The 22,339-nt window shown below is 63.6% G+C and carries 17 protein-coding genes and 1 pseudogene; 12 read left to right on the forward strand and 6 right to left on the reverse strand.

All coding sequences use genetic code 11. The features are described from left to right. Positions 1-11 precede the first annotated feature (11 nt). The 5 genes from X756_RS143325 (at position 12) to X756_RS143305 (ending at position 5,909) form a co-directional block, all read left to right on the forward strand. Positions 12-749, forward strand: coding sequence for a CpaD family pilus assembly protein (locus X756_RS143325; RefSeq protein ID WP_023730946.1), 738 nt, complete (start codon positions 12-14; stop codon positions 747-749). Positions 750-804: 55 nt separating this feature from the next. Further along, the gene (locus tag X756_RS143320; RefSeq protein WP_023730947.1) at positions 805-2,088 is read left to right on the forward strand and encodes a CpaE family protein; all 1,284 of its coding nucleotides are present in this window, start codon (positions 805-807) and stop codon (positions 2,086-2,088) included. Between the two features lie 86 nt (positions 2,089-2,174). Further along, entirely contained in the window at positions 2,175-3,683 is a 1,509-nt protein-coding gene (locus X756_RS143315; RefSeq protein WP_023730948.1) for a CpaF family protein, read from the forward strand. Positions 3,684-3,838: 155 nt separating this feature from the next. Further along, a complete protein-coding gene (locus X756_RS143310) occupies positions 3,839-4,852 on the forward strand; it encodes a type II secretion system F family protein (protein WP_023669592.1) in 1,014 nt (337 codons plus the stop codon). Between the two features lie 40 nt (positions 4,853-4,892). Further along, a complete protein-coding gene (locus tag X756_RS143305) occupies positions 4,893-5,909 on the forward strand; it encodes a type II secretion system F family protein (protein WP_023692560.1) in 1,017 nt (338 codons plus the stop codon). Between the two features lie 113 nt (positions 5,910-6,022). On the opposite strand, the gene X756_RS143300 is transcribed toward X756_RS143305, so the two are convergent. Further along, entirely contained in the window at positions 6,023-6,844 is an 822-nt protein-coding gene (locus X756_RS143300) for a tetratricopeptide repeat protein (RefSeq protein WP_023669594.1), read from the reverse strand. Between the two features lie 238 nt (positions 6,845-7,082). On the opposite strand from X756_RS143300, the gene X756_RS143295 reads away from it, so the two are divergent. From X756_RS143295 to pdeM, 5 genes and pseudogenes are all read left to right on the forward strand, one after another. Further along, positions 7,083-8,444 (forward strand): leucyl aminopeptidase family protein, encoded by a 1,362-nt coding sequence (locus X756_RS143295; protein ID WP_023730949.1) that lies wholly within the window; start codon positions 7,083-7,085, stop codon positions 8,442-8,444. Positions 8,445-8,513: 69 nt separating this feature from the next. Beyond that, a complete protein-coding gene (locus tag X756_RS143290) occupies positions 8,514-8,864 on the forward strand; it encodes a MarR family winged helix-turn-helix transcriptional regulator (RefSeq protein ID WP_023669596.1) in 351 nt (116 codons plus the stop codon). Between the two features lie 29 nt (positions 8,865-8,893). After that, positions 8,894-9,754 carry an NlpC/P60 family protein gene (locus tag X756_RS143285; RefSeq protein WP_023730950.1) on the forward strand — a complete coding sequence of 287 codons (861 nt, stop codon included), beginning with the start codon at positions 8,894-8,896 and terminating at the stop codon, positions 9,752-9,754. A 197-nt stretch (positions 9,755-9,951) separates the two neighbouring features. Next, positions 9,952-12,494, forward strand: a pseudogene (locus X756_RS01000000165875) (ligase-associated DNA damage response DEXH box helicase). Next, positions 12,491-13,207, forward strand: coding sequence for a ligase-associated DNA damage response endonuclease PdeM (gene pdeM / locus X756_RS143280; RefSeq protein ID WP_023692555.1), 717 nt, complete (start codon positions 12,491-12,493; stop codon positions 13,205-13,207). The pseudogene X756_RS01000000165875 and the gene pdeM overlap by 4 nt, the downstream one beginning before the upstream one ends. Positions 13,208-13,211: 4 nt before the next feature. On the opposite strand, the gene X756_RS143275 is transcribed toward pdeM, so the two are convergent. Then, the gene (locus X756_RS143275; RefSeq protein WP_023715319.1) at positions 13,212-14,183 is read right to left on the reverse strand and encodes a quinone oxidoreductase; all 972 of its coding nucleotides are present in this window, start codon (positions 14,181-14,183) and stop codon (positions 13,212-13,214) included. Positions 14,184-14,278: 95 nt separating this feature from the next. Between X756_RS143275 and X756_RS143270 the strand changes: the two genes are divergently transcribed. Beyond that, a complete protein-coding gene (locus tag X756_RS143270) occupies positions 14,279-15,157 on the forward strand; it encodes a LysR substrate-binding domain-containing protein (RefSeq protein ID WP_023730951.1) in 879 nt (292 codons plus the stop codon). A 12-nt stretch (positions 15,158-15,169) separates the two neighbouring features. Here the strand turns inward: X756_RS143270 and X756_RS143265 are convergent, their stop codons facing one another. Genes X756_RS143265 through X756_RS143255 form a run of 3 tightly spaced genes read right to left on the reverse strand, consistent with a single transcriptional unit; the run spans position 15,170 to position 19,767 of the window. Next, a complete protein-coding gene (locus tag X756_RS143265) occupies positions 15,170-16,108 on the reverse strand; it encodes a DmsC/YnfH family molybdoenzyme membrane anchor subunit (RefSeq protein WP_023730952.1) in 939 nt (312 codons plus the stop codon). 3 nt (positions 16,109-16,111) lie between these two features. Next, positions 16,112-16,840, reverse strand: a complete 729-nt coding sequence (locus X756_RS143260) for a 4Fe-4S dicluster domain-containing protein (protein WP_023730953.1) — start codon at positions 16,838-16,840, stop codon at positions 16,112-16,114. Further along, the gene (locus X756_RS143255; RefSeq protein ID WP_023730954.1) at positions 16,837-19,767 is read right to left on the reverse strand and encodes a molybdopterin oxidoreductase family protein; all 2,931 of its coding nucleotides are present in this window, start codon (positions 19,765-19,767) and stop codon (positions 16,837-16,839) included. Before X756_RS143255 ends, X756_RS143260 begins: the two co-directional genes overlap by 4 nt. A gap of 278 nt (positions 19,768-20,045) precedes the next feature. Here X756_RS143255 and X756_RS143250 point away from each other — a divergent pair, with 278 nt between their 5' ends. After that, the gene (locus X756_RS143250) at positions 20,046-20,948 is read left to right on the forward strand and encodes a LysR family transcriptional regulator (protein ID WP_023730955.1); all 903 of its coding nucleotides are present in this window, start codon (positions 20,046-20,048) and stop codon (positions 20,946-20,948) included. Positions 20,949-21,047: 99 nt separating this feature from the next. On the opposite strand, the gene X756_RS143245 is transcribed toward X756_RS143250, so the two are convergent. Further along, positions 21,048-22,304 (reverse strand): Hsp70 family protein, encoded by a 1,257-nt coding sequence (locus X756_RS143245; RefSeq protein ID WP_023730956.1) that lies wholly within the window; start codon positions 22,302-22,304, stop codon positions 21,048-21,050. Between the last annotated feature and the right edge of the window lie 35 nt (positions 22,305-22,339).

Genomic DNA, 22,339 nt, shown 5'->3' on the forward strand with positions numbered 1-22,339 from the left:
GGGGAGCGGACATGTCTCAGTCAGCATCGAAGGCCATAGCGGTCGCCACGACAGTGCGGTCCAGTGGTGCGCGGATCAGCCGATCGGCAATGCCGATCCTGGCGATCGCGATCGCGGCCTCGCTCGCCGGTTGTGCCAAGCGCGACAGCATCACGGTCGGGGCGATTCCCGATGATTATCGCACCACGCATCCTATCGTGATTGCCGAGAAGAACCAGAAGCTGGACCTCCCGGTCGGCGCCGGCGATCGCGGCATGACCGGCTCGCAGCGCGACACGCTTCTAGGCTTCCTTGACGGCTACGACAGGAGCGCTGCCCCGGCGCTGACGATCGCAACCCCGATCGGCTCGGCCAATGAGGTGGCGGCGACTGCCGCGGCGCGCGATTTCGCCAGGCTGGCGGTTGCCAGCGGCATCAAGCGAAACCGGATCGTGGTGACCTCCTACCAGTCGGTTTCCCCGGAAGCCTCGGCGCCTATCCGGGTTTCCTATATTTCGGTGAGAGCCCAGACCGACAAATGCGGGCGCTGGCCCGAAGACATCCTCGCAACCTCCGAAAACAAGCACTACGCCGATTACGGCTGCTCCTCTCAAAACAACCTCGCCGCGCAACTCGCCAATCCGGCCGATCTGCTCGGGCCAAGAAAGTCGTCCGATATCGACGCCGAGAACCGCGGCGCGGTGATCGACGTCTATCGCGGCAGAGGTATTTCGGACGAGTTCCTCGGCAATTCGGAAGTGACGTATTAGGAGCGCCGGCCCCGCGTAGAGACCGGAAAGAGAAGTCACGGAAAAGAGCATGACGATGAGCAATCTTGCCTACGACACGCCCGGAGACGGCGGCGGCAGCTCCCAATCGGATATTGCAGCGATGCAGGCGCTGCGGCCGGTGCCGCGTATTTCTATCCAGGCATTTTGCGAGACGGAAGGTGTCGCGCATCCGGTGGAGCGGGCCGGCGAGGATCGCCGCATGGCCAAGGCGCATCTGAAAGTGCATATGGGCGGCATCGCCACGGCGATCGAATTCTATCAATCGGCGCCGACGCCGAACCTCATCCTGCTGGAATCGCGCAGCGAACCGAAGCAATTGCTGGAGCAGCTTGCCCAGCTTTCAGAATATTGCGATCCCTCCTCCAAAGTCGTGGTGATCGGCCACTACAACGATGTCGGTCTCTACCGCGAACTCATTCGCTTCGGTATTTCCGAATATGTCATCGCACCGGTGTCGATGGCCGATATCGTCTCCGTGGTGTCATCGATCTTCGTCGATCCGGAAGCCGAGCCGATCGGCCGCTCGATCGCCTTCATCGGCGCCAAGGGCGGCGTCGGCTCCTCGACCATCGCCCACAATGTAGCGTGGGCGATGTCATCGCTGTTCAAGTCGGAAGTGGTCGTCGCCGATCTCGACCTGGCTTTCGGGACGGCCAACATAAATTTCGACCAGGACCCTGCGCAAGGCATCGCCGAAGCCGTATTTTCGCCCGAACGCGTCGACGAGGTCTATCTCGACCGTCTGCTTGCCCAGTGCGCCGAACATCTGTCGCTGCTCGCCGCGCCCTCCACACTGGAACGTGTCTATGATTTCGATCCCGATGCCTTCACGCAACTCATCGATACCGCCCAGCGCAGCGTGCCGCTGCTGGTGCTCGACGTCCCCCATATCTGGACGGGCTGGACCAAGAACACACTGATCAAGGCCGACGAGATCGTCATCACGGCGACGCCGGAACTGGCCAATCTGCGCAACACCAAGAACCTGGTCGATATGCTGACGAGGCTTCGCCCGAACGATCCGCCGCCGAAGCTGATCATCAACCAGGCCGGCGTGCCGAAACGGCCCGAGATTTCCGCTTCCGACTTCGCCGAGCCGCTCAGCCTCACGCCGATGTCGGTCATCGCCTTCGACCCGTTGTTGTTTGGAAATGCCGCCAACAACGGCCGCATGCTGGGCGAGATGGATGCCAGGAGCCCGGTCGTCGGCATGATCAACGAAATCGCGCATGTCCTGACCGGTCGCAGCGAAATCAAGGCCAGGAAGAAGGCAGGCCTTGGCGGCCTGCTCGGCAAGCTCTCGCGTAACAAGAAATGACGCTCCCCTCCAAATCAAGAAGTAGAGCATGATGTCGTTCGAAAACCGCTTCGGCATCATGTTCTGGACGGAATTGGTAGTCGATCATGTTTGGTAAAAGAGGCTCCGACGACGGCGGCCGGTTCACCCCGGAGTTCCGTCAGCCAGCACCGGCGCCAGCGGCGCCGGCCACTGCAACGCCTGCGGACATGGCGGTACTTGCCCGGCCCGCGGCAGCGCCGCCTGGAGCGCCGGCAACCCCGCCAACTCGTCGTGCCGTTGAGGCGCCGTCGATGGCGCCGGAGCCGCCAAAAAAGATCCAGCGCGAAAAAAGTGAAACCTACTACGACACCAAGAGCCAGGTCTTCTCCGCGCTCATCGACACCATTGACCTGTCGCAACTCGCCAAGCTCGATCCCGAGAGCGCGCGCGAGGAAATCCGCGACATCGTCAACGACATCATCGCCATCAAAAATTTCGCAATGTCGATCGCCGAGCAGGAAGAGTTGCTCGAAGACATCTGCAACGATGTGCTGGGCTACGGCCCGCTGGAGCCGCTGCTCGCCCGCGACGATATCGCCGACATCATGGTCAACGGCTCCAAGAACGTCTACATCGAAGTCAATGGCAAGGTCGAACAGACCGGCATCCGCTTCCGCGACAATCAGCAACTGCTCAACATCTGCCAGCGCATCGTCAGCCAGGTTGGCCGCCGCGTCGACGAATCGAGTCCGATCTGCGACGCCCGCCTACCCGACGGCTCCCGCGTCAACGTCATCGCCCCGCCGCTCTCCATCGACGGCACCGCGCTCACCATCCGCAAGTTCAAGAAGGACAAGCTGACGCTCGATCAGCTGGTCAAGTTCGGCGCCATCTCGCCGCAGGGCGCCGAGATCCTCAAGATCATCGGCCGCGTCCGCTGCAACATCGTCATCTCCGGCGGTACCGGCTCTGGCAAGACGACACTGCTCAACTGCCTGACCAACTATATCGACCGCGAGGAACGCGTCATCACCTGCGAAGACTCGGCCGAACTGCAACTGCAGCAGCCGCACGTGGTGCGTCTCGAAACCCGCCCGCCCAATCTCGAGGGCGAAGGCGAGGTGACCATGCGCGACCTGGTCAAGAACTGCCTGCGCATGCGGCCCGAACGCATCATCGTCGGCGAGGTGCGCGGACCGGAGGTTTTCGACCTGCTGCAGGCGATGAACACCGGCCATGACGGGTCGATGGGAACGATCCACTCCAACAGCCCGCGCGAATGCCTGAACCGTATCGAATCGATGATCGCCATGGGCGGCTATTCGCTGCCGCAGAAGACCGTGCGTGAAATCGTCGTCGGCTCCATCGATGTCATCATCCAGGCAGCACGCCTTCGCGACGGCTCGCGCCGCATCACCCACATCACCGAGGTGATCGGCATGGAAGGCGACGTCATCATCACGCAGGATATCGTGCTCTACAACATCAAGGGCGAGGACTCGAATGGAAGGCTGCTTGGCGAGCACGTGTCGACCGGCATCGGCCGTCCGCACTTCTGGGATCGCGCCCGCTACTATGGCGAGGAACAGCGCCTCGCCAATGCGCTGGAATCGATGGAGAAACGCGCTGACTGACGCATATCGAGGTTGGAAGCAATTCCAGAAAAAGTGTGAAGCGGTTTTCCCGGGAAAAGCGCGTAGCGCTTTCCCTTGGGAATTGCGTCAAAACAAAGCGATAGCGCATATCGCCGTTTCCTTGAAACGGCGATATGCGCTGGGGACCGAGGTCGATGTTCGGAATTGACACCACCGTACTGGCGTTCATCGTGCTCGCCGGCTTCAGCGCCGGTGCGGTCGCCTATGCCTTCCTGTTCACCAAGATGAGCAACGAGAAGCAGGCCGGCAAGCGGCTCGAGACGATCAAGGCCGCCGAGACCGATCGTTCGGTCGTCAAGGCTTCGCGCGACCGTGTCGCGGAGGCGGTCAAGCGGCGTAAATCTGTCCAGGACACGCTGAAACAGCTCGACGAAAAGCAGAAAACCAACGAACTCGCCGTCAAGAAGCCGCCGTTAAAGGCCCAGATTCGTCAGGCCGGCATGCAGGTCTCGATCGAGCGTTTCTATATCTACTCCGTCATTTGCGGCATCGCGCTGACGGTGCTTGCCTATCTCGCCGGCGCGCCGCTTCTGGTCCTGCCGGGCGCGCTGCTGGCGGGGGCGCTCGGCCTGCCGCGCTGGTTCGTCTCGTTTCGCCGCGCGCGCCGGGTCAAGGCGTTCCTCAACGAATTTCCCAACGCCCTCGACATCATCGTGCGCGCCGTCAAATCCGGCCTGCCGCTCAACGACGCCATTCGCCTGATCGCCAGTGAATCGCCGGAGCCGGTCAAGACCGAGTTCCGCCGGATCGTCGATTCACAGCAGATTGGCATGTCCATCCCCGATGCCACCTTGCGCATGGCTGAAACCATGCCGTGCAGCGAGGCAAGCTTCTTCGGCATCGTTATCCAGATCCAGTCACAGGCCGGCGGTAATCTCTCCGAGGCGCTTGGCAACCTGTCGCGCGTGCTTCGCGATCGCAAGAAGATGAAGGCCAAGGTCCAGGCGCTTTCCATGGAAGCCAAGGCGTCGGCCGTCATCATCGGCGCGCTGCCTTTTGTCGTCGCCCTTCTCGTCTATCTGTCGAGCCCGAACTACATCATGCCGCTGTTCACCACCAGCACCGGCAATCTGATCCTCGGCTGTTCCGGCGTCTGGATGTCGATCGGCATTCTGGTGATGCGCAAGATGATGAACTTTGAAGTTTAGGCCGACCTTGGAAAGCTCGAAACGAAAAGACTGAAAACGAATGACCGACCAAGTCGTAAAATCGCTGACCGATCCTGCCTTCCTGATAGCGTTGCTGGTTGGCATTGCGGTGTTCGCGACCGTCTTCACGGTGCTGCCGGCCCTTGGTGGCAATCAGCTCAAGACGCGCATGAGATCGGTGGCGCTGGAGCGTGACGAATTGCGCGCCAAGCAGCGCGCGCGGCTTGCCAATGAAGCCGATCGTCGCCGCAAGGGGCTGCGCGAAGAGCAGTCGATCGGCATGCGCAACATCGTCGACAGGCTGGACCTGCGGCGTGCGTTGGCCGATGAAGGCACGTTGCAGAAGCTCAAGGTGGCGGGCTTTCGTGGCCAGAACCCGCTGACGCGCTTCCTGTTCTTCCGCCTGATCCTGCCTTTTGTCGGTTTCGCGCTGGCAGCGATCTATCTGTTCGTGCTCGGCGGACTGCCGGACCGGCCGGCCTTCGTGAAACTGTTCGTCTGCATCCTTGTCGCCTACGCGGGTTTCTACGCGCCGATCCTTTACGTCAACAATCGTGCCGCCAAGCGCAAGCAGTCGATCCAGGCGGCGTGGCCGGATGCGCTCGACCTGATGCTGATCTGCGTCGAGTCGGGCATGTCGGTCGAGGCTGCCTTGCGCAAGGTCTCCGAGGAGATCGGTTCACAGTCGGTGGCGCTGGCGGAGGAATTCGTGCTGACCAACGCCGAACTCTCTTATCTGCAGGAGCGCAAGCAGGCTTATGAAAACCTCTCGGCTCGTACCGGCCTGGAATCGGTCAAGTCAGTGTCCCAGGCACTGGTCCAGGCGGAACGCTACGGCACACCCGTGGCGCACGCATTGCGCGTGCTGGCCTCGGAAAGCCGCGACATGCGCATGAATGCCGCCGAGAAGAAGGCCGCCGCCCTGCCGCCGAAGCTTACCGTGCCGATGATCCTGTTCTTCCTGCCGGTTTTGTTCGCCATCATTCTGGGCCCGGCCGGCATCCAGGTCAGCCAGCGCGGCATCTTCGGCGACCAGCACAGTTCCTCAAGCCAGTAGGCCTCGTTGCGGCCATACAAAGTGCCGCATTGCCATGCAGTGCGGCTCTTGTTTTTTCAGCTTTGATATGGGGACGGATTTTGCGCTGTGCGGGGCCGGCGCCCATGCGGCGCTCAGTTGGTCGCCGGCTTTGCCTTGTCCTGATCCTTGAGTTGGCTCCAGGCGTTCTGCTGGGCAAGCATCTGGCGAAGATAGGCTACATTGGCTTGCGCCTGTTCGGGCGAAAGCTCCTGCGAGGCGATCTTCTCGGCCTCGTCGAAGCGGCCCTGCAGTCCCACGACCAGCGCAAGGTTCTGGCGCACCCGGCTGTCGGCATTCGGTTGCTGGGCTGCCGAGCGCATATAGGTCTCGGCGGTGCGCAGATCGCCTTCCAGCACATAGGACATGCCGAGATTGGAAAGGATCGAGGGTTCGTTCGGCTTGAGGTCCAGCGCCTTGCGGTAGTTCTGGCGCGCTTCATCCTTCTGGCCAAGCTGGTCGAGAATGGCGGCCTCGGCCGACATCAGCCGCCAGTCCGGATATTCCGGTGTCTGCGCCCGGCGCACGGCGTCGAGCGCCGGCTCGAACTGGCCGTTGGCGGCCAGCGCCTTGCCGTAGGCGGCAAGCACGTCGCGGTCCTTGGGGTAGGCGATCGCTAGCTTGCGCATCACGGCAAGCGACTGGTCGGCATCGCCGTCCATCTGGAGCGCCGCCGCAAAATTTGTCGCCAGCCGCTTGTCGTTGGGGTTCTTTGCGTAGGATTCGCCCAGCCGCCCGGTCGCCCCGTGCAACTCGCTGGCCGACATGGTCTCCAGCGGTTTGCCGCTGGTGCGCCCGATCGAGCCGGTCGTGAGCTTGCTGGTTCCGCACCCGGCAACACCGGCCGCCAGCGCCATCAGCAGTGCCGTGGTGACCAACCGTTTGCCCGTGACGTTCATCCTGCGGTTGGTGGGCATCGGCACGGGGCTCTCCATTCCTGCGCGTGGCCATTCACGTGGCCATCTTCATCCCCGCAGAAATATTCTGTTAACCCTAACAGACAGTTAAAAAGTGAGCCGTCGGATCGGTGAACGGCCCGCCGGAAGCCACTGGCCTGGCACGTCCCATGCCCGGCTCTGTGCATAGATGTTGAAATCATTCGACGTCCCTGTCACTTGACTGAGGACGATCTGCAAGCCTCCCGGAGACCATCGAATGCCTGTCGAACTCATCGAGACACTAAGCACTGCCTTGCCGGTCCATCTGGTCGCGAGGGATGGACTGGAGGCTCTGGCGCTTTCGCCTTCCACGATCGCATGGGCGGCCGCCAACGGCTTTTCCGGCGAAGCCGGCAGGACGCTGGCCCTGCCCGGCGACAACGGTTCCCTTGCCGGCGCCTTGTTCGGCGTCGGTGATGGCGAGGGGGCGCTGGCCGTCGGCATGCTGGCGAGAGCCTTGCCGGAAGGCGACTGGCATTTTGCCGCCGCTCCAGCCGAGCCGGAACTCGCGGCCATAGGCTTGGTGCTCGGCGGCTATGTCTTCACTCGCTACGGCAAGAAATCAGGCAAGGCGTTGCGTTTTGCGCTGCCGTCCGGCGCCGATGCGGGTCGTGTCCGGCGCATCGCCGACGGCGTCTTCCTGGCGCGCGACCTCGTCAACACGCCGACCAGCGACATGGGACCGGACGAGTTGGAGAAGGCCGTGCGGACCCTGGCGGCCACTCACAAGGCCGAGGTGTCGGTGATCAAGGGGGATGATCTCCTGAAGCAGAATTTCCCGATGATCCATGCGGTCGGCCGGGCCTCGGTCGGAGCGCCGCGACTGATCGACATGGTTTGGGGACCGGAAGGCGCGCGGAAGGTGACGCTGGTCGGCAAGGGTGTCTGTTTCGACACTGGCGGCCTCGACATCAAACCGTCGTCGGGCATGCTCTTGATGAAGAAGGATATGGGCGGCGCCGCCAATGTGCTGGGCCTGGCCTCGATGATCATGGCTGCCGGGCTGAAGATCCGGCTGCGCGTCCTGATCCCGGCGGTCGAGAATTCGATTGCCGGCAACGCCTTCCGGCCTGGAGATGTACTGACCAGCCGCAAGGGCCTCACCGTCGAGATCGGCAACACCGACGCCGAAGGGCGGCTGGTGCTGGCCGATGCGCTGGCGCTGGCCGATGACGAGGAGCCGGAACTGCTGATCGACATGGCGACGCTGACCGGGGCAGCGCGTGTCGCGCTCGGTCCCGATCTGCCGCCTTTCTACACTGGCGACGAAGCGCTGGCGTCCGAACTGGCTGCGGCCTCGGTGGCCGTCGAGGATCCGTTGTGGCGCATGCCGTTGTGGCGGCCCTATGACGGCAGGCTGGCGTCGAAGATCGCCGACATCAACAACGTCACCACGGACGGTTTCGCCGGCTCGGTCACCGCGGCGCTGTTCCTCAAGCGCTTTGTCGAACGGACAACGGGCTGGGCGCATTTCGACATCTTCGCCTGGAACCCGTCCGATCGCCCCTATGGACCCGCCGGCGGCGAGGCGCAAGGCATCCGTGCACTGGAGCGGGTCATTTCGAGGCGCTATGCCTAGGGTCGTGAGCAAAGCACACTGCCTCTAAACTGAAACGGAACCGAAACAATTTGCCGTCATGCTCGCGCGATGTCGATTTCGATGCGTCCGAGCCAGGCGATGCGACTATGGCAGCAGGTGATGTTGTCCCAGGTGCGCGCCGGCGCGCCAGATCTCACCATGCGCCAGACGGCGATCCTGTTCACCATCTATCTCGACCCGCCGCCGCACACGGTGCGCGGCCTGGCAGCCCGCCTCAATGTCACCAAGCCGGTCATCACCCGCGCCCTCGATACTATGGGTGCGCTGAAACTGGTGTCACGCCATCGCGACGAGCTCGACAAGCGCAATGTGCTGATCCGGCGCACGGTCGAAGGCGCGCTCTTTGTCGAGCGCTTCGGGGATGGTATCGTTGCCAGGGCTCATGAACTGCCCATCTGATCAATCCATGAATTAGAACGAGTACCGATTTGACTGCCAGGGATGCCCGCCTCCACGCCTTCCGTTCCGACCTCGCCGATGCAAGGCTGAAAGGGAAGGTTTCGGCCGATCGCTTCGTCACCGGCCGTCCGGCTCGGATCACAGCCTCCGTGGCTGACGTGCGCAAGGCACCGCGCCCGGATGCCGGCGTCAACACGCAGGTACTGTTCGGCGACGATGTGCTTGTCTTCGAGGAAGCCGAGGGATGGGCCTGGGTCCAGGCCGAACGCGACGGCTATGTCGGCTACGTCGGCGCCACCATGCTGGGCGCACGCGAGCATGCGCCAACCCACATCGTCACGGCGCCGCGCACCTTCCTCTATCCTGGCCCGGATCTGCGCTTCCCGATCAGCGGCCAATTGTCGATGGGCTCGACGGTGACGGTAACCGGTGCCGCCGAAACGCGCGGCACGCACTATGCGCTGTTGCCCTCCAGCGAGGCGCTGATCGCCGGCCATATTTGCCCGGTCAGTGACATCGCCGCCGACTATGTCTCGGTCGCCGAGATGTTTCTCGGCACGCCCTATCTCTGGGGCGGCACCTCCGGCTTCGGCATCGACTGTTCGGGCCTTGTGCAACTGGCCATGCGCATGGCCGGCCGCAATGTGCTGCGTGATTCCGACATGCAAGCGGCAGGCCTCGGCGAGCCGCTCGATCCGGGATTCGATTATGCCGGACTGAAACGCGGCGACCTGGTGTTCTGGAAGGGCCATGTCGCGATCATGACCGACGCCGAGACAATGATCCACGCCAACGGCCACACCATGCTGGTCTCGCGCGAAGGGCTGAAGGATGCGGTTGATCGGATTGGGTATCTGTATGGCGGGCCGACTGGGTTTCGGCGGCCCTAGCGCCTCTTCCTCGCCCGTTCACGGGGAAAGGTGCCCGAAGACGGATGAGGGGCCACGCCAGCGACTGAAAGGTCGCGCTGCGCCTCAGCTGCCTGCCGGCATCCTCTCCCCGTAAACGCGGCGAGGGATAGCTCACCCGATCACCTTTTGTTCCGATTTTCCTTGGCGATCGCGCGCCATCGCGCTACCTCTTTCGCGTGACCGAGCAGCCGCGCCTTGCCAAACAGAATGCCGCCGTCCTTCTGCCCGAACCATTCATCAGATGGTTCGGCGAAAAAGGCTGGTCNGCTGGTCGCCGCGCGCTCATCAGATCGAGCTGCTGGCGAAGGCTCAAGCGGGGCAATCGATGCTCTTGATCGCACCGACCGGCGCCGGCAAGACGCTGGCCGGCTTCCTGCCGTCGCTTACCGAACTGGCCAACCGTCCCAAGCGCAAGCCTGGCGCGGCACGGCGCGGTATGCACACGCTCTACATCTCGCCACTCAAGGCGCTGGCCGTCGACATCGAGCGCAACCTCGGCAAGCCGGTGGAGGAGATCGGCCTGCCCGTCACCATCGAGACGCGCACCGGCGACACGCCTTCCCACAAGCGGCAGCGCCAGAAGCTGGCGCCGCCCGATATCCTGCTCACCACGCCCGAGCAATTGGCGCTGCTGATTGCGGCCGGCGATGCCGGGCGCTTCTTCGAGGATTTGCGCTATGTCGTGCTCGACGAGTTGCATTCGCTGGTGACATCGAAACGCGGCCATCTGCTGGCGCTCGGGCTGGCGCGGCTGCGCAGCATCGTGCCCGGCCTGCAGACGATCGGTCTGTCGGCAACGGTGGCCGAGCCCGACGAATTGCGGCGCTGGCTGGTCAGCCAGAATCCACCGGGAGACATGGCTGAACTCATCGTCGTAACCGGCGGCGCGAAGCCCGAAATCTCGATCCTCGATTCGGAAGAGCGCGTGCCATGGGCCGGCCATTCGGCGCGCTATGCGACGCCGGAAATCTATCGCGAGATCAAGCGCCACAAGACCACCCTGCTGTTCGTCAACACTCGCAGCCAGGCCGAGCTGCTGTTTCAGGAATTGTGGCGGGTCAACGAGGATACCTTGCCGATCGCGCTGCATCACGGCTCGCTCGATGTCGCCCAGCGCCGACGCGTCGAGAAGGCGATGGGGGAAAACGCGCTCCGTGCCATCGTCGCCACCTCGACGCTCGACCTTGGCATCGATTGGGGCGATGTCGATCTGGTCGTCCATGTCGGCGCGCCCAAGGGCGCCAGCCGGCTGGCGCAGCGCATCGGCCGCGCCAATCACCGCATGGACGAGCCGTCGAAGGCGATCCTGATCCCGGCCAATCGTTTCGAGGTGCTGGAGTGCCGGGCAGCGCTGGACGCCAACTATCTGGGCGCCCAGGATACGCCGCCGCTGGTCAATGGCGGGCTCGATGTGCTGGCCCAGCATGTGCTGGGCTGCGCCTGCGGAGCGCCGTTTCGCGCCGACGATCTCTACGAGGAAGTGCTGACAGCAGCGCCCTATGCCAGCCTCGACCGGCCGACATTCGACCGCGTCATTGATTTCGTCGCCACCGGCGGCTACGCACTGAAGAACTACGAGCGCTACGCCCGCATCCGCCTCAACAAGGACGGCATGTGGCGGGTCTCCAATCCCCGCGTCGCGCAGCAATATCGGCTGAACGTCGGCACCATCATCGAGGTGCCGGCGCTCAATGTGCGTTACGTCAAGGCCGGCAGCAAAGGCTCGGCTTCGCACGGCGGCCGGGCTCTGGGCAAGATCGAGGAGGCCTTCCTCGAAACGCTGACGCATGGCGACACCTTCATGTTTGCCGGCAAAGTGCTGCGCTTCGAAGGCATCCGCGAGAACGAATGCTTCGTCTCGAATGCGCCGGGACGCGACGCCAAGGTTCCTTATTATGGCGGCGGCAAATTTCCGCTTTCGACTTACCTCGCCGAGCAGGTGCGCGCCATGCTGGACGACCCGCAGCGCTGGAAGAAGCTGCCCGAGCAGGTATCGGACTGGCTGCGGTTCCAGGCCGACAAATCGGTATTGCCCAAACGCGACGACCTCTTGATCGAGACCTTTCCGCGCGGCAACCGTCACTATCTCGTCGCTTATCCTTTCGAGGGCAGGCTGGCGCACCAGACGCTCGGCATGCTGCTCACCCGCCGGCTGGACAGGGCCGGCGCCAGGCCGCTTGGCTTCGTCGCCACCGACTACGCATTGGCCATCTGGTCGCTGGGCGATATGGGCGCGATGTTCAAATCGCGGAAACCTTCGCTTGGCGCTCTGTTCGACCAGGATATGCTGGGCGACGACCTCGAGGCTTGGCTGGCCGACAGCTGGCTGCTCAAGCGCACCTTCCGCAACTGCGCGCTGATTTCAGGCCTGATCGAGAAGCGCCACCCGGGACAGGAGAAAAGCGGCCGTCAGGTCACCGTCTCGACCGATCTGATCTATGACGTGCTGCGCAGCCATGAGCCCGACCACATCCTGCTGCAGGCGACGCGCGCCGACGCGGCGACCGGTCTGCTCGATGTCAGCAGACTTGCCGACATGCTCTCGCGTATCCAGGGTCGAATCGTGCATAAGGCACTCGAACAGATATCGCCGCTGGCCGTGCCGATCATGCTCGAAATCGGCAAGATGCCGGTGAATGGCGAGGCCGACGAAACGCTGCTGATGGATGCCGCGACTTTGGTCGAGGAAGCCATGGGTCCTGGGATGGTTGAGGAATGAATTTTTCGCTGGCGCGGGCATCGCTGATCGCCGAGGCCGACTTTGTCGGCATCGCGGGCGAGCGCGCGATCTGTGATTCGCGCGGCGTGCTCTATTTCCCCGATCTGAGGCTGCTCGCGGTCTCCGACCTGCATCTGGAAAAGGGCTCGTCCTTCGCCAGGCGCGGCGCACTGATCCCGCCCTACGATACCGGCGCCACTCTGCTCCGGCTGCAGGCGGTAATCGCGGACTACCAGCCGGCCATCGTCATCAGCCTGGGCGACTCCTTCCACGACGGCGGCGGCGCCGAGCGCATGCATCAAACCTTCCGCGATCGGCTGGAAGCATTGATGGCCGGCCGCGACTGGTTCTGGGTCGCCGGCAACCATGACCCGGAAGCGCCGGCGGATTTGCCCGGCGAGACGGTGCGCGAACTCGCCATCGGCTCGCTGCTGTTCCGCCACGAGCCGTCGAAGATAAGAACCGAGGGCGAAGTTGCCGGCCATCTTCACCCTTGCGCCCGCATCGTCCAGCAGGGCCGCTCGGTGCGGCGGCGCTGCTTTGCCGGCGATGGCGGCCGCATGATCATGCCGGCCTTCGGCGCTTATACCGGCTCGCTCAACGTGCTCGACCGCGCCTATGCCGGCCTGTTCCGCCGCGAGACGTTGATGGCCTATATGATGGGCGCCGCGCGCATCTTCGCCATTTCCGGTTCGATGCTGCGGCCGGGCTAAGTTTCTACGGTATAAGCACGGTTGCGCCTGTCGTCTGCCGTGCCTCGAGCCGGCGATGCGCCTCCGCCACTTCGGCAAGCGGCATGCTTGTGTGCACCGGGATTTTCACTGCGCCGCTGAGGACGACGCTGAACAGATCCTCGCTCATGGCGACAACGTCCTCACGCCTGGCGAGATGATGGAACAGCAACTGCCAGGTGGCGAACAGCGAACCCTTTTGCATCAAAAGCATGATGTCGAATGGCGGGATCGACCCCGACGCCGTGCCGTAGCTGACGAAGGTGCCGAACGGCCGCAGGCAGTCGAGTGAGGCGGGGAAGGTCGCGTTGCCGACGCCGTCATAGACGACGTGGCAGCCTTCGCCGTTGGTGACCTCTTTCACCCGTGCGGCGAAATTCTCTTTGCTGTAGTCGATGACATAGTCGCAGCCATTGGCGCGCGCAAGTTCGGCCTTTTCGGGTGAACCGACCGTGCCGATGACGGTCGCGCCGAGATGTTTGGCCCATTGCGTCAGGATGAGGCCGACGCCGCCCGCCGCGGCATGCACCAGGATGGTATGGCCCGCCTCGACGCGAAACGTGCGGCGCAGCAGATATTGCGCCGTCAGCCCTTTCAGCATCATCGCCGCACCTGTCTCGAAATCGATGGCGTCGGGCAGATGCACGACGAAATGCGCCGGCACGATGCGTTCTTCGGCATAGGCGCCGAGCGTCTCGACATAGGCGACTCGGTCGCCAGGCGCGAAGCCGCTGACGCCTTCACCGACGGCGACGATTTCGCCGGCGCCTTCATTGCCGGGAATGAATGGCAGAGCGGGCGGCGCGTATTCGCCGGTGCGAAAATAGATGTCGACGAAGTTGAGGCCGACCGCCCGGTTGCGCACGCGCACCTCGCCCGGTCCGGGCTGGCCGATGTCGACATCTTCGTAGGCGAGCATATCTGGCCCGCCATGGCGGTGAACACGGATCGCTTTCATGGTTTTCTTCCCTGCGCTGTTTCTCTTGAGTGTGAGATAGCGCGTGGCGGGATATCATTGTAGACTGATACCGATGACATCAGAGTTCAAACAAAATGATATCTGAACAGATCGGCCTCGACCTTCTCCGCACCTATGTCGCGGTCTGCCGGCAAGGTAGCCTGAGCAGGGTCGCCGCGCAGACCGGTAAGACCCAATCGGCGCTAAGCATGCAGATGCGCCGGCTGGAGGGCCTGCTCCAACGGCACTTGTTCCAGCGCACCGGCCGCGGTGTCGTACCGACTGCGGCGGGAGAGCTCTTTCTGGGATACGCGACCCGCATCCTCGCTCTCGGCGATGAAGCAGTGGCGCGTCTGCAGCAGGCTAGCATTGGCGGCGGCGTGCGTATTGGTCTTGCCGAAGAGGTCACCACGGCCGCGCTCTCGGCCGCGCTTGGGCGGCTGCATCGCACCTATCCCGACATCAGCCTCGACGCGATGGTCGAGCACAGCGTCGCGCTGGGACGGCTGTGGAGCGAGGATGCGCTGGATGTCATGATTGCCCCGACATCCGTCGTCGCGGCCGATGCCGTGACGACATGGAACGTCGAACTGCAGTGGGTCTGCGCCCAGGACTATGTGCTGGACCATGACCGGCCACTCGATCTCGCCGCCTTCGGCGCAACCTGCCCTTGGCGCAGGCGGATGATCGAGGCGCTGGTCGCCGCCGGCCGGGAGCACCGGATCGCCTTGTCATGCCAGAGCGTCACCGGCCTTCAGGCCGCGATCGAGAACGGACTGGGCGTTGGACTGCTTCCGCCCGAATCCGTGCGCACCGCTTCGATGCGGGTGCTGAAGACGTCAGCCGGCCTGCCCGAGCCGCTCACGGTCCAATACGGCCTTTACGCGCACGACCGCAGGACAGCTGTAATCGATGCCGCGATCGAAATCCTGCTTAAGGATTTGCCGGCGGCGCCACGAGCACCGGCCGCCTGACGGCGGGACGCTCTACCGGCCGTAATAGAGGGTGACGGTGTGCTTGGCCTCGGCGAAGAACAGCCAGCGCTCGACCAGCATGCCGGCGAACTGGACGATTGCCGCAAGCACCGACAGCACCGCTGCGAATGGCCAGGGCAAAGCGAAAAAGACAGAAAGCAGCAGCAGGGCAGGCAAGGCGAAAGCCAGCAACTGCGTGATCAGCCGCAGCTTTGCGCCATGCTTGCGCGCGATCCGAAAACCCATTTCCTTGAGCAGGTAGTTCTCCTCGGTGTGCGGCCATTCCAGCGAGCGCACCGTCCCTCCGGCGAGGCCTGTCGCCGTGTTGGCGGTGGTCGCGATCTTCAGCGCGTCATTGTATCGCCACGTCGCCAGCTTCCAGCCCCAGCCGAGCAAGGTCAGCAGCAGGGCGGCTACCGCAACGGCGGTCGGGCTGATAGCGAAAGCCTGCAGCAGCGCGTTCAACAGCACGCTGCCGGTCATCGCCGAAAAGATGAGATAGCCCGGCAGCGTATACGGGCTATGCCACTGCGCGATCGGCTTCAGCGAGGCATAGATCATGCCGGTGGTGCAGACGGTGACGATTGCGCCGATAGTTGCGAGAAACCCGGCGATGGCCATCCAGCCTCCGGTGCGGCCAAAAAACACCCAGCCGATGCCGAACAGCCCGGCGGGAATGAAGGTCGCGACCGAGGCCACGCCTTCGCGCGACAGCCAGGAACTGCGCCATTGCGAGAAGGCGCGCCATGCACGTTCGGGGCGGCCGAGATGGCCGGTCGAGGACAATAGGCCGGCGGCGATCAGGCCGAGCGACAGCCCCATGCCGATAAGGCCGAGCCAGAAATGGGCCGGGATAAAACCCAGTCCGCCAAGCACGCCAAGCAGCGCCAGCAGGCCGTAGCCCGCTCCTGTGGCAGTTGTGAAGAAGACGACGGAAAAGGCTGGATGCATTGGTCAGTTCGAAAGCATGCGGTCGATCCAGCCAAGAAAACCGCCTTCGGCCGTGACCGGCTCGAGCCTTGGCGCCGGCACCGATGCGGCGCGCTGGGCGCGCGGCGGCAGATATTTGTTGGTCGGCTTGTAACCCATCTCCGGCATCAGGTCGACGCCGCCGCGCTCCGCCACCAGTTGCGACACCGCCGAGGTGGGATCGCCGAGGTCGCCGAAATGCCGGGCGCTGGTCGGGCAGGCGGCAACGCAGGCCGGCACGCGGTCTTCCTCGGCCAGATTGTCGTTGTAGATGCGGTCGACGCACAGCGTGCATTTCTTCATCACGCCGACGTCGGTATCGAATTCGCGCGCGCCATAGGGACAGGCCCAGCTGCACAGTTTGCAGCCGATGCATTTGCTTTCGTCGATCAGCACGATGCCGTCCGACGCCCGCTTGTAGGAGGCGCCGGTGGGGCAGACGGTGACGCAGGCCGGCGTTTCACAGTGCAGGCAGGAGCGGGGGAAGTTGACCGTGCGACCGCCCGCTTCGGTCGTAAGCTCGTAGCTGTGCACGCGGTTGAACCAGACGCCGTCGACATCGCCACCATAGGGGTCGATGTCGGTTAGCGGCGCCATGTGGCCGCCGGTGTTCCACTCCTTGCAGGCGGTGACGCAGGCCTGGCAGCCGACGCAGGTGTCGAGGTCGATGACCAGGCCAAGCTTCTTGTCTGTATGGGCGGGAAGGCAGGTCATTCCACGGCTTCCCTATGGACGCGGAACTCGGCGCCGAAGCGAAGGATGTCGGGCGAAGGCTCGACATTTGGCGGCTGGCTGAAGCGCTCGAATTGCGGCTCGGTGAAGCCGGCTTCTTCGGAGGCGCATTTGACGATGCGAACCCTGAGATCGAACCACGCCGCCTGGCCGGTGACCGGATCGGAATTCGAATAGCGTTTACCGTTCGCATCGGCCGAGGTCTGGTCGCCGATGATGTGGTTGAGCAGGAAGCCGCGATTGCTCTCGGCGGCGTTGTCCTTCAGCCCCCAGGCGCCGCGCCTTTTGCCGATGGCGTTCCATGTCCAGACCGTATCCGCATTGACCCCGTCGACCAGCTTGATCTGTCCCTTCACCCGGCCGTTGATGCTTTCGATCCACACCCAGTCGTCGTCGGCCAGGTCGAGAACTGCCGCGGTCTGGTGGTGCACGAACAGGCGGTTCTGGCTGGTGATTTGCCGCAGCCACGCATTCTGCGAGCCCCAGGAATGATACATGTGCATAGGCCGCTGCGTCAGCGCATGCAGCGGGTATTTCTGCGGATCGACCGCGGCCTCTTCGAACGGCGTAAACCAGAACGGCAGCGGATCCATATAGGTCTCGATGCGCTGGCGTTCGCTCTCGGGCGGCTGGACGCGACCATGACCGCGCGCGGCGAGGCGAAAGCGCTGCATCGGTTCGCAATAGAGCTGGAACACGATCGGCTCGGCCTTGGGGATGAACCCCATCTGCTCTGCGAAGTCGAGATAGGAGCGGTTGGCCATCTTGTAATAGCGCTGGTCCTCAGCAAAATCCTGGTGCCAGAAGCCGCCATTGCCGATGTAGCGCTGCAACTGGTCGGGATTGACTTCGCCCTTGCCGACGGAAGTGCCGTCCTTGCCGCGCCAGCCGGCCAGCGGGCCGATGCCCGGCGTGCGTTCGTGATTGACGATGTAGTCGGCATAGTCGGCATATCTGGCCGAGCCATCGTCCTCGACGAAGCCGGGCAGGCCAAGCCGAGCGCCAAGTTCGATCAGCACCGATTGGAACGGCCTGACATCTCGGTCCGGTTCGACCACCGGATGGCGGATCGCGTCGCCCGGCCCGTCGGCATGGCTGATCGGCCGGTCGAGCAGGCTGATGCAGTCGTGACGTTCGAGATAGGTGGTGTCGGGCAGCACCAGGTCGGCGAACGGCACCGTCTCGGAATAATAGGCGTCGGAATAGATGATGAAGGGGATCTTGTAGTTACCCGCTTCGTCATGGTCGGTGAGCATGGCAATGGTCTCGACGGTGTTCATCGAGGAATTCCACGCCATGTTCGACATGTACATCATCAGCGTGTCGATTGGGTACGGGTCACCGGCCCACGCATTGCGGATGACCGTATGCATCAGCCCATGCGCGGCGAGCGGCGCATCCCAGGAATAAGCCTTGTCGATGCGCAAAGGCGTGCCGGCCTCGTCGACCAGGAGATCGTCCGGCCCGCAGACGAAGCCGAGCGGCATGCCGTCGAGCGGCGTCATCGGCCTGACCACCTTGCCGGCCGGCTTCGGTCCCGGGGGCGCCGAGCGCGGGTAGGGGGGCTTGAAACGGAAGCCGCCGGGCACGTCCACCGTGCCGAGCAGCACCTGCAGCAGGTGGATGGCACGGCAGGAGTGAAAGCCGTTGGAGTGGGCCGAGATGCCGCGCATGGCATGCATCGACACCGGCCGTCCCTTGATCGTCTCGTGCCGCCGTCCGGCCCAGTCGGTCCACGCAACCGGCAGTTCGATCGTCTGTTCGAAGGCGACGTGGGCGAGTTCGGCAGCGATCCGGCGGATGGTGTCGGCCGGAATGCCGCATCGTGCCGCGACCGCATCGGGTGCGTAGCTGTCGTCCATGTAGCGGTCGGCGATAAGCCGAAACACCGGCACGCAGCGGCGGCCGGCGAACGTGAAGCTGCCGGTCAACGCCGGCTTCGCATCCGCATCGGCTGCGTTGACGGTTGTCTTCGCCACTCTGTCCCACGCGAGAAGATTGTCGTCGCTGTCGCGCAGGAACAGCCCGTCGTCCGCCGCACCCGGCTCCTGGATGACCAGCACATGGGCGTTGGTGTAGCGGAGCAGATAATCGAGATCGACGCGGCCCGCCTTGAGCAGTTCGTGGATGAGGGCGAAGACGAAGAGGCCGTCGGTGCCGGGCCGGATCCCGATCCAGTCGTCGGCAATCGCGTTGTAGCCCGTGCGGCACGGGTTGATCGACACCACCTTGGCGCCGCGCGCCTTGAGTTTACCCAAGCCGATCTTGATCGGGTTGGAATCATGGTCCTCGGCGACGCCGAACAGCATGAAGTATTTCGTATTGTCCCAGTCCGGCTCGCCGAACTCCCAGAACGAGCCGCCGATCGTGTAGAGCCCGCCGGCCGCCATGTTGACCGAGCAGAAGCCGCCATGGGCGGCGAAGTTCGGCGTGCCGAACTGGCTCGCCCACCAGCCGGTCAGCGACTGCGACTGGTCGCGCCCGGTGAAGAAGGCGAGCTTTTTCGGATCGGTTCGGCGGATATTCGATAGCCGCTCGGTCGCAATCGAAAACGCTTCCTCCCACTCGATCTCGCGGAATTCACCCGAGCCCCGCAGGCCGCTGCGCAACAGCGGCTTCTTCAGCCGCGCCGGGCTGTAATGCTGCATGATGCCGGAGCTGCCCTTGCCGCAGATTACGCCGCGGTTGACCGGATGGTCCTTGTTGCCGTTGATGTAGCGCACCTTGCCGTCCTTGATGTGGACGTCGATGCCGCAGCGGCAGGCGCACATATAGCAGGTGGTCTTGGCGATGCTGTCGGAAACGGTTGGCGAGGTGTCGACACCGTCGCCTTCATCAGGCGCGCGTGTATTGGGAAGCGGCCGTTGCGACGGTGCGGAATTGGCCCCGCGCGGCGCAGCTGGGTTCATGATGCCGGCGTGCTTTTGCTACCTGCGAATTTGGCCCGCGTCTTCGGTCCGGGGCCACGCATATAGTGTTCTTCAGGATGATATCGATCGCCGGCCAGCCGCCGCCTGAGGCCACGGGTCCAATGCGCAAAAAGGGATCTGAACCGCCCGATCATTTTGTTGGCCGCGATTTGTTGGCGAATTTTTTCTAACTTCGACTGAAAAAGTAGAATAAAGCTATCGATCCGTCTAATCAGTTGTTCTTGTAAATTCGATCGGAATTGGTTCTTAATGCACACATGACGCTGGACCAGTTGCGCATTTTCGTTGCCGTTGCCGAACGCGGCCATATGACCAAGGCGGCGGAGCTTTTGGGCATCTCCCAGTCGGCGGCGTCGGCGGCCATCCGCGCTTTGGAAGAGCAGCATGGCGTTCATCTGTTCAACCGTGTCGGCCGCAACATCGAGCTGGCTCAGACCGGCCACCGTTTCCTGCCCGAGGCCAAGGCGGTGCTGGAACGCGCCGCCGCCGCCCGAAATGTGCTGGAGCATGTCTCGCAGACGGTCGCCGGCAGCCTGTCGATCGCCGCCAGCCTGACCATCGCCAGCTACTGGCTGCCGCGCAGGCTGGCCTCTTTCCATGAAGCCTACCCGGCGGTGCGCTTAAGCGTCAGCATCGGCAACACCAGGCAGGTCGAGGCCAATGTGCTCGACGGCACCGCCGATCTCGGTCTGGTCGAGGGGCGCACCGAGTCAGACATCCTCCGCCGCACCAAGGTCGACGTCGACAGGTTGATGCTGGTCGTCGCCGCCTCGCATCCCGAAATCGCCGAGATCGCGCCGGGCCGCCCGGATATCAGAGGGCTGCGCTGGATCATCCGTGAGGGTGGTTCGGGCACGCGCGAGGTGCTGGAGGACCTGGCCCGCCGCGAGGGGATATCGCTTGGCGACCTGCAGATATTTCTGGTGCTGCCGAGCAACGAGGCGGTTCGCCAGGCGGTCGAGGCCGGCGCCGGCGCCACCATCATCTCGGACCTCGTCGTCGGACGCGCCGTCGCCGAGGGCAGTCTCCGGTCGGTGCCGCTCGAACTGCCGAAGCGCGACTTCGCCATGATCACCCATCGTGACCGCCAGGCAAGCCTGGCCCAGATGGCGCTCAAGGCGCATCTCGGCGCTGAAGCGGGGAACGGCATCCCGGCATAGCCGTCCTCAGGGCATCTGATATCGGTCTAGGGTCGGGGTGAAATGGTGCGGCCTCGTTTGGGTATTTATGGTCATTATGGGGTAGCCGCAGGTATGTGTTCAGGAGAACTTCCGCTGTGCATCCAGCGCCAGGCCAAGGCCGACCGAACCGAACATGTCGCCCTCGATAACGGCGGCTTGCGGCACCAGCGACAGGATTTCGCGCCGTGCCAGCGGGATGGCGGTCGAGCCGCCGGTGAGGAACACGGCGGTGATGTCGGACGTTTTCACGCCAGCATCGGCAATCGTCTGCCGCACCGTCGCGGACACCCGCTCGATCTCGGCGGCAATCGTCTCTTCCAGGCCGTCTCGCGTGATCTCGGCGGCAAAACCCGCGCCGGGCAGTGCCACCGTCACATCAGCCGAAGCCTGATCTGTCAGCGCGATCTTGGCTCGTTCGACCAGGCCGGCCAGCGCATGGCCGTAACGGTGCTCGACAATATGGATGAAGCGGTCGACAAGGTCGGCGCGGACGGCCTCGAAGCGGATCTGCCTCAGATGCGTCATCGCCTTGGCGGTGTAAACGAGGTTGATGCGTTGCCACGTCGCGAGATCAATGAAATAGCTCGCCGGCAGGTTGCGCTTGCCGTCTTTTGTCGAGGTCAGATAGCCGAGCTTGGGCATGACATGGGCAATGCTGAGCAGCCGGTCGAAATCGGTGCCGCCGATATGGATGCCGCGGTTGGCCAGGATATCGTCCTTGCGGTCGCGTGAGCGGGCGCGTTGCGGCGAAACGCGCACGATCGAGAAGTCGGACGTGCCGCCGCCCATGTCGACGATCAACGCCAGTTCCTCGCGCTTCACGTCCTGCTCATAGTCGAGCGCTGCCGCGATCGGTTCGAACTGGAAGGCGATGTGCTTGAAGCCTTGCGCGCGCGCCGCCTTTTCAAGCTCGCTTTGCGCCTTGGCATCGGCTTCCACATCGTCGTCGACAAATTGCACCGGCCGGCCGAGCACAACGTTCTCCACCGGAGCGCCGGCATCTTCCTCAAGCCGCTTCTTCAAATGGCCGACGAACATGCCGACAATGTCGATGAAACCGATCTGCCGGGCCTTGATCCGCGTCTTCTCATGCGCCAGCGAACTGCCGAGCACGCTCTTCAGCGACCGCATCAGCCGGCCTTCGATGGCATCGGTGTAGTCGGCAATGGCGCGGCGGCCGAAATAGGTGTGACCGTCCTCGAAGTTGAAGAAAACCGCGCTTGGCAATGTCGGCTGTTCACCTTCCAGCGCCACCAGCCGTGCCTGGCCGTTGCGGATCACGCCCACCGTAGAATTGGACGTGCCGAAATCGATGCCGCCAAATGCCTGGTGCATTGCAGCCTCCTGTCATTGGGTCGTCGCTGTGGCAG

This window comes from Mesorhizobium sp. LNJC405B00 (assembly GCF_000502615.1).
In the GTDB taxonomy this organism is placed as follows: domain Bacteria; phylum Pseudomonadota; class Alphaproteobacteria; order Rhizobiales; family Rhizobiaceae; genus Mesorhizobium.

Bases quoted from the DNA above. Each gene is read 5' to 3' on its own strand.
- X756_RS143245 (WP_023730956.1), bottom strand. From the start codon at position 22,304: ATGCACCAGGCATTTGGCGGCATCGATTTCGGCACGTCCAATTCTACG.
- X756_RS143305 (WP_023692560.1), top strand. From the start codon at position 4,893: ATGACCGACCAAGTCGTAAAATCGCTGACCGATCCTGCCTTCCTGATA.
- pdeM (WP_023692555.1), top strand. From the start codon at position 12,491: ATGAATTTTTCGCTGGCGCGGGCATCGCTGATCGCCGAGGCCGACTTT.
- X756_RS143290 (WP_023669596.1), top strand. From the start codon at position 8,514: ATGTCGATTTCGATGCGTCCGAGCCAGGCGATGCGACTATGGCAGCAG.
- X756_RS143310 (WP_023669592.1), top strand. From the start codon at position 3,839: ATGTTCGGAATTGACACCACCGTACTGGCGTTCATCGTGCTCGCCGGC.
- X756_RS143320 (WP_023730947.1), top strand. From the start codon at position 805: ATGAGCAATCTTGCCTACGACACGCCCGGAGACGGCGGCGGCAGCTCC.
- X756_RS143315 (WP_023730948.1), top strand. From the start codon at position 2,175: ATGTTTGGTAAAAGAGGCTCCGACGACGGCGGCCGGTTCACCCCGGAG.
- X756_RS143300 (WP_023669594.1), bottom strand. From the start codon at position 6,844: ATGCCCACCAACCGCAGGATGAACGTCACGGGCAAACGGTTGGTCACC.
- X756_RS143270 (WP_023730951.1), top strand. From the start codon at position 14,279: ATGATATCTGAACAGATCGGCCTCGACCTTCTCCGCACCTATGTCGCG.
- X756_RS143255 (WP_023730954.1), bottom strand. From the start codon at position 19,767: ATGAACCCAGCTGCGCCGCGCGGGGCCAATTCCGCACCGTCGCAACGG.
- X756_RS143275 (WP_023715319.1), bottom strand. From the start codon at position 14,183: ATGAAAGCGATCCGTGTTCACCGCCATGGCGGGCCAGATATGCTCGCC.
- X756_RS143295 (WP_023730949.1), top strand. From the start codon at position 7,083: ATGCCTGTCGAACTCATCGAGACACTAAGCACTGCCTTGCCGGTCCAT.
- X756_RS143265 (WP_023730952.1), bottom strand. From the start codon at position 16,108: ATGCATCCAGCCTTTTCCGTCGTCTTCTTCACAACTGCCACAGGAGCG.
- X756_RS143260 (WP_023730953.1), bottom strand. From the start codon at position 16,840: ATGACCTGCCTTCCCGCCCATACAGACAAGAAGCTTGGCCTGGTCATC.
- X756_RS143250 (WP_023730955.1), top strand. From the start codon at position 20,046: ATGACGCTGGACCAGTTGCGCATTTTCGTTGCCGTTGCCGAACGCGGC.
- X756_RS143325 (WP_023730946.1), top strand. From the start codon at position 12: ATGTCTCAGTCAGCATCGAAGGCCATAGCGGTCGCCACGACAGTGCGG.